The 6,000-nt window shown below is 62.2% G+C and carries 6 protein-coding genes; 3 read left to right on the top strand and 3 right to left on the bottom strand.

The genetic code is table 11. From position 1 onward, the window contains the following. Together BR71_RS23520 and BR71_RS10405 are read left to right on the top strand one after the other, a co-directional pair. A partial coding sequence (locus BR71_RS23520; RefSeq protein WP_156038941.1) for a transposase occupies nucleotides 1–320 on the top strand: 320 nt, incomplete at its 5' end. Nucleotides 321–441: 121 nt separating this feature from the next. Further along, nucleotides 442–915: a Spy/CpxP family protein refolding chaperone gene (locus tag BR71_RS10405; RefSeq protein ID WP_052370484.1), complete on the top strand. Its 474-nt coding sequence runs from the start codon at nucleotides 442–444 to the stop codon at nucleotides 913–915. A gap of 73 nt (nucleotides 916–988) precedes the next feature. Here the strand turns inward: BR71_RS10405 and BR71_RS10400 are convergent, their stop codons facing one another. The 3 genes from BR71_RS10400 to BR71_RS10390 form a co-directional block, all read right to left on the bottom strand. Beyond that, entirely contained in the window at nucleotides 989–1,456 is a 468-nt protein-coding gene (locus BR71_RS10400; protein WP_043636578.1) for a DMT family transporter, read from the bottom strand. Between the two features lie 44 nt (nucleotides 1,457–1,500). Next, on the bottom strand, nucleotides 1,501–1,908 hold the full coding sequence (locus BR71_RS10395; RefSeq protein WP_043636573.1) for a YkgJ family cysteine cluster protein: 408 nt from the start codon (nucleotides 1,906–1,908) through the stop codon (nucleotides 1,501–1,503). Nucleotides 1,909–2,051: 143 nt separating this feature from the next. Further along, complete coding sequence (locus BR71_RS10390; RefSeq protein WP_043636569.1) at nucleotides 2,052–4,031, bottom strand: peptidase U32 family protein; 1,980 nt, start codon at nucleotides 4,029–4,031, stop codon at nucleotides 2,052–2,054. 224 nt (nucleotides 4,032–4,255) lie between these two features. Between BR71_RS10390 and BR71_RS10385 the strand changes: the two genes are divergently transcribed. Beyond that, nucleotides 4,256–5,953: a methyl-accepting chemotaxis protein gene (locus BR71_RS10385; RefSeq protein WP_043636564.1), complete on the top strand. Its 1,698-nt coding sequence runs from the start codon at nucleotides 4,256–4,258 to the stop codon at nucleotides 5,951–5,953. The last annotated feature ends 47 nt before the right edge of the window (nucleotides 5,954–6,000 follow it).

The raw sequence follows: 6,000 nt of genomic DNA, 5'->3' as shown, positions 1-6,000 counted from the left end.
ATGCGATTCCTGCCGTTCCTGGTTTGCCAGGGCGGCCCAGGCAAAAGCCTTACAAGCTGCATGCAGACAAAGGCTATGACTACCGCCGTTGCCGTGAACACCTGAACCGACGCGGAATCTTGGTGCGAATCGCGCGTCGCGGGGTGGAAAGCAGCGAGAGACTAGGTCGCCACCGCTGGGTGGTAGAACGAACCCATTCTTGGCTAGCTGGCTTCGGGAAATTGCGCATCCGCTTCGAACGGCGGCTGGATACGCATTACGCCTTACTCAAGCTGGCTTTCTCATTGATCTGTCTGCGATTTATCGACAGGTTTTGTTAGCGGGTCTAAGCGGGCCGGCCCGGTTAACACTCGGTAACAAGCCCCGCCCTACCCGCAACACTTGCCAGACACCCATGCTCAATACTGCTTGCATGATCCACCTCCATAGGAGTCTTCAATCATGACCAAGCTGTTCAAGCCCATGCTGATCGCCGCGCTGCTGGCCGCCGGTGTCACCGGCTCCGCGCTGGCCGCCAGCGACGCTCCGTCGCAAAGCCCGATGCCGATGATGGAAAAAGGCCGCCACATGGACCCGGCCCAGCGCGAAGCCATGGCCGCCCGCCATCTGCAAGGACTGCATGACCAACTGAAGCTGCAAGCCAGCCAGGAAGGCGCCTGGAAAACCTTCGTCGCCTCGATGAAGCCGGGCGAACGAGCGATGCCGCCCAAACCGCAGGCCGGCGAAACTGCGCCGCAACGCATGGAACGCATGTTGGATATGATGAAGCAGCACCAGGACGCGATGCAGAAACGCCTGGACGCGCTGAAAACTTTCTACGCTCAGCTAACGCCGGAGCAGCAGAAAGTGATGGACCAATGGCACGGCCAGATGGGCCGCCACATGGGCCCGATGTCCAAACCTCAGCCCAAATAAACGCCGCGCGTTTGACAGCAAAAACGGCAGCCTCTGGCTGCCGTTTTTAGCGTGGCGGCCCTGCGCCTATCGCTCAAACGCGTCCAAACCACTTATCGCCAAAGTTAACCAACAACACTCCGCCCACCACGAGCGCCGCCCCCAACAGCCGAGGCAGATTCACCTCTCGCAGCGGCATCGCCAGCCAGCCGAAACGGTCGAACAGCAGCGACACGCACACCTGGCCGGCGATCACCAGTGACAGCATGGCCGCCACGCCCAGCCGCGGCGCCAGCAAGGTGGTGCCGAACACGAACATCGCCCCCATCGCGCCGCCCAGCAGCATCCACCACTCCACCCGGCCCAACTGCGCCAGGTCCTGCCATTTCTGACCGGTGGCGACAGCCAGGCCGGCCAGACACAGGCTGCCCACGGAGAACGACACCAGCGCCGCCAGCAGCGTGCTGTTGCCCAGCACGCCCTTGAGCTGGTTGTTGATGGCGGCCTGCAGCGGCACCACTACGCCAATGGCGAAAGCGAATAAAGGATAAATGGGGTTCATGACGATCCAGTCGAGTCAACGGAGAGTTTCACGTGAAACAGCGTTCACGCCGCGGAATGGCGAAGGAAAACGATCTTCTGCGGATTGCGGGTATACGCGCAGAAGCCCGGCTTGGGGCCCACCTTGGGATGGTTGCGACAAGTATTGGGGCGCCGTTCGTAAATGCCGCACAAACGGGTCTTCTGATCCAGGTGCATGCAATCGCCGTTGGCACGCCGCGCCAACGTAAACAGCTCGCGCTTGAAATTGAAGTGCTGGATCAATCGCTGCTTTTCCAGGCGCTTGGCGATGTTCTTGATCGGCTCTTCCAGCTCGAACTCGTCCACCACACCCATGCGCACCAGATCCGGCAGCCGCACCTCCACCGGCATGGAACAGCAGCTGCCCATGCAGTCCTCGCACAAACCGTTCTTGTATTTGACCCAGGTGTCCAGGCGCTCGATGTCGGCCACGTTTGATTCCCCGTGATGCCGGCGTGGCCGGCGATAATGTATTAAAGGATTGTTCCGGATAGGAAAAAAGAAAGAGGCGCATTTTACGCACCTCTCCGCCGCCGCCGCAATCGACTCGCCGCCTCAGATCGGCAATCTAGCGCTCAAGACCGCGGACGCTGCTTGAAGAAGGTCAAGGGCGCGGTGTACGGCACCTCGCTTGGCGGCGGGGCCTTCAGGATGTGCTTTTTCATCTTGCCCATCACATGCATCTCGCAAGGCCGGCATTCGAACTTCAATGTGTAGGTTTCGTTGCCGGACTTCAGCGTCATCGGATCGGCGCGCACCTGGCCCATCACGCCCTTCACCCCCTTGGCCTGCTTCGGGCACAGGTTGAAGGAGAAGCGCAGACAGTGCTTGGTGATCATCAGGCTGACCTCGCCCTCTTCCTGATGCGCCTCGTAGGCGGCGTCGATGACCTCCACCCCGTGCTTGCGGTAGAACTGCCAGGCCAGATTGTTGTAGACGTTGGCCAGATAGCTCAGCGTCTTTTCCGGATACGGCGCCGGCGGCACCAACGCCGCCTTGCGCGGCTGGCGCGGCCAGGCCTGCAAGCGCGCGGCCTCCAGCCGGGCGATGGCGTCTCGGCGCAAGGCGTTGATCGCCGAGGCCGGCGCGAACCACGGCTGAGAGAGTTGCAGCGTTACATCGTGGGCAACGAACATGGTGTTGCCCAGCTTCGCCAGATTGTCTCGCAAACCTGCAAGCGCCTTCTCCGCGTCCTTGGCCGGCTCCAGCGCCAGCGGGCTGCGGGCGACGGCGCTGACGCCGTCCTCGTCGGTGATGCTCAGTTCCAGGCCGTCGGCGTTTTCAGCCAGCGTCATCCACACGCCCACCTTGCGCTCGGCGGACTTTTTCAGCAGCGCCAGTTCCCAGGCGTGGTCGCGGTTGCGGCTGATGTCCACGCCCGGCTTGAGGCCGGCCAACACCGAAGCGTCGTTGGGAAACACCCTCCACAACAACTCGCCGTCCGCGGTCTTGCCCACTTGCTGCACGGTATTGGCCTGAACGCCCACAACTTCCCGCTTCTTCATGAAGTTGATGCCGTCGCCGTTGCTCATGGTTTCTCGGGTGGCGATCTCCAGCCAGTCCGGCCCCACTTTGCTGACTACGCCCAGGCCGACGCCGACAAACTTGGGCGAATCGAAAGCGCCGATGTCGATCTTGCGGCCAGTGGCGAAGTAATCGGTGCCGCCGCGGTGGAAGGTCTTGTCCGGGTCCGGCGCGAAGAAGATTTCGCTGTCGCCGCTGGAGGCGCGCGCCAGCTCCGGCCTACGTTCGATGATCTCGTCCAGCAGCAGCCGGTAATGGGCGGTGATGTTCTTCACATAGGACACGTCTTTGTAACGGCCCTCGATCTTCAGCGAACGCACGCCGGCGTCCAGCAGCGCCTCCAGATTGGCGCTCTGATTATTGTCCTTCATCGATAGCAAATGCTTGTCGAAAGCCACCACGCCGCCGTCCTTGTCGGTCAGCGTGTACGGCAGTCTACAGGCTTGCGAGCAGTCGCCGCGGTTGGCGCTGCGCCCGTTGTCGGCGTGGCTGATATAGCACTGGCCGGAGAAGGCCACACACAACGCGCCGTGAATGAAGTATTCAATGGTGGCGGCGTCGCCCACCGCGTCGGCCGCCTGGCGGATTTGCGGAATCGTCAGCTCGCGCGCCAGCACCACTTGGGAGAAACCGGCATCGGACAGGAAACGCGCTTTTTCCGGCGTGCGGATGTCGCACTGAGTGGAGGCATGCAGCTGGATGGGCGGCAGGTCCAGTTCCAGGATGCCCATATCCTGAATGATCAGCGCGTCCACGCCTGCGTCGTACAACTGCCAGATCAGCTTGCGCGCCGGCTCCAGTTCGGCATCGTGCAAGATGGTGTTGAGCGTGGCGAAGATGCGCGCGTGGTAGCGGTGCGCAAACGCGGTCAGGCCGGCGATATCCTCCACGCTGTTACAGGCGTTGTGGCGCGCGCCGAAGCTGGGCCCGCCGATGTACACCGCGTCGGCGCCGTGCAAGATGGCCTCGCGGCCGATTTCGGCGGTCTTGGCGGGCGATAGCAACTCGATCTGGTGCGGCAACAGGCTCATGGCGTTTCCTGACATTTAGTATAGGTGGCCGCGTCGGGCGATGGCGGCCGCAAAGGGGCGGAATTATAACGGAATCATGGAGTTATAGGTAGCAATTTGCAGCAGCGGCTTTTAAGTTCAGCCCTGGGACCACGGCCTTGCCATGCCACTGTCACATGCCGCGACTACACCTCCAAATAGTCAAAATCGGTTTTATATGTGTAAAAACCAATTCGGAGAGCGTCATGTTCAACCGCCTGACCATCGCCCAACGCTTAAGCGCGCTCGTTGCTGCCCTGTTGGCCATCACCGTCTTGATCAGCCTGTTTGGCCAACATGCGCAAAAAGGCATACTCGACGACTTCGCCACCACTTACAACGACAGAGTGGTGTGCCTGAAACAGCTGAAAACCGTGGCCGACAGCTATGCCGTGGGCATCGTTGATGGCGCGCACAAACTGCATGCCGGCGCCATCGACGCGGCCGGGTTTATAGGCGGCATCGACGCCGCGCAAGTGGCGCTGAAAAAACAATGGGGCGACTACCGCGCCACTTATCTGACCGATGAGGAAAAAACCCTGGCCGACCAGGCCGAGGCGGCAATGCGCCACGCCGACGCCAGCGTGGCCCGGCTCAAAAGCCTGGCCCAGTCCGGGGACCGCGCCGCGATGCAACTCTTTCTGGACAAGGAAATGTACCCGGCCATCGATCCCATCGCCAACCGCATCGCCGCACTGATCGACTTGCAGTTGCGAGTGGCGGCGGAAGAGTTCGCCAAAGCGCAGGAACGCGCCGCCGCCAGCCGCGCCGTCGCCATTGCGCTCTTGATCTGCGGTGTGGCACTGGGCGCCTTGCTGTCGCTGATCATCATCCGCTCGCTGATGGCAGAGCTGGGCGGCGAGCCGCGCGACGTGGTGGCGCTGACCGAGCGCATCGCCAACGGCGACCTCAGCCAGAAGCTACAGGCCAAGGCCGGCGACCAACACAGCATCGTCGCCTCGATGGCGCGGATGCAGAGCGGACTCATCCAGATGGTGCGCGCCATGCAGCAGATCATCAGCCAGCTAAGCGCCAATGCCACCGAGCTGGCGGCGGCGGCGGAACAGGTGGCCGCCAGCGCCGAGGAGCAAACCCGGGCCGCCTCGTCGATGTCGGCCTCGGTGGAGCAATTGTCGGTCAGCATCTGCTCGGTGGACGACAACACCACCGATGTGGCCACCGAATCCGTCTCCACCGGCGAACTGGCCACCCGTGGCGAATCCATCATCGACCAGACTCTGCACACCATAGAGTCGGTAGCGGAAATGGCGCGCACCTCGCAAGTGCAAGCCGACCTGATGAGCAGCCGCTCGCAGCAGATCTCCAATGTGATCCAGGTGATACGCGACGTGGCCGACCAGACCAATCTGCTGGCGCTGAACGCGGCGATAGAAGCGGCGCGCGCCGGCGAACAGGGGCGCGGCTTCGCCGTGGTGGCGGACGAAGTGCGCAAGCTGTCCGAGCGCACCGCCCAATCCACCGCCGAAATCAGCACCAGCATCCGCGAGATGCTGGATAGCAGCGCCCATGTGGTGCAGAACATCCACCACACCGTGGACCATATGGAAGTGGGCTTGCAGCAAGCCAACGATGCCCGCTCGGCCATCACCGGCATCAACGACAAGGTGGCCAGAGTCAAACAATCGTTGAGCGCGATCTCGGTATCGCTGCACGAGCAGCAGGCCGCCGGCACCGGCATCGCCGCCAATGTGGAGAAAGTGGCGCAAATGTCCGAGGAAACCAGCGCCGCCGCCAGCCAGACAGCGGACTCCGCCAGTCAGATGGAACAGATGTCGCATGAGCTGCAATCCAGCATCAATTACTTCACCCTGCCGCAGGCCGGCCAAAGCCAGAACGAAGAAACGCCGCTGCAAACCGGCCGTTCGTTGGCGGCCGCCAGCTGAAACCCGTTTACCCCCTCTCCGCACTTGGCCTGGCGCTTGCCAGGCTT

It is taken from the genome of Chromobacterium haemolyticum DSM 19808, from assembly GCF_000711885.1.
Classification (GTDB): Bacteria; Pseudomonadota; Gammaproteobacteria; order Burkholderiales; family Chromobacteriaceae; genus Chromobacterium; species Chromobacterium haemolyticum.
This window is presented reverse-complemented; position numbering and strand designations above follow the sequence as displayed.

Coding starts and splice junctions, on each gene's coding strand:
- BR71_RS10385 (WP_043636564.1), top strand. CDS start 4,256: ATGTTCAACCGCCTGACCATCGCCCAACGCTTAAGCGCGCTCGTTGCT.
- BR71_RS10400 (WP_043636578.1), bottom strand. CDS start 1,456: ATGAACCCCATTTATCCTTTATTCGCTTTCGCCATTGGCGTAGTGGTG.
- BR71_RS10405 (WP_052370484.1), top strand. CDS start 442: ATGACCAAGCTGTTCAAGCCCATGCTGATCGCCGCGCTGCTGGCCGCC.
- BR71_RS10390 (WP_043636569.1), bottom strand. CDS start 4,031: ATGAGCCTGTTGCCGCACCAGATCGAGTTGCTATCGCCCGCCAAGACC.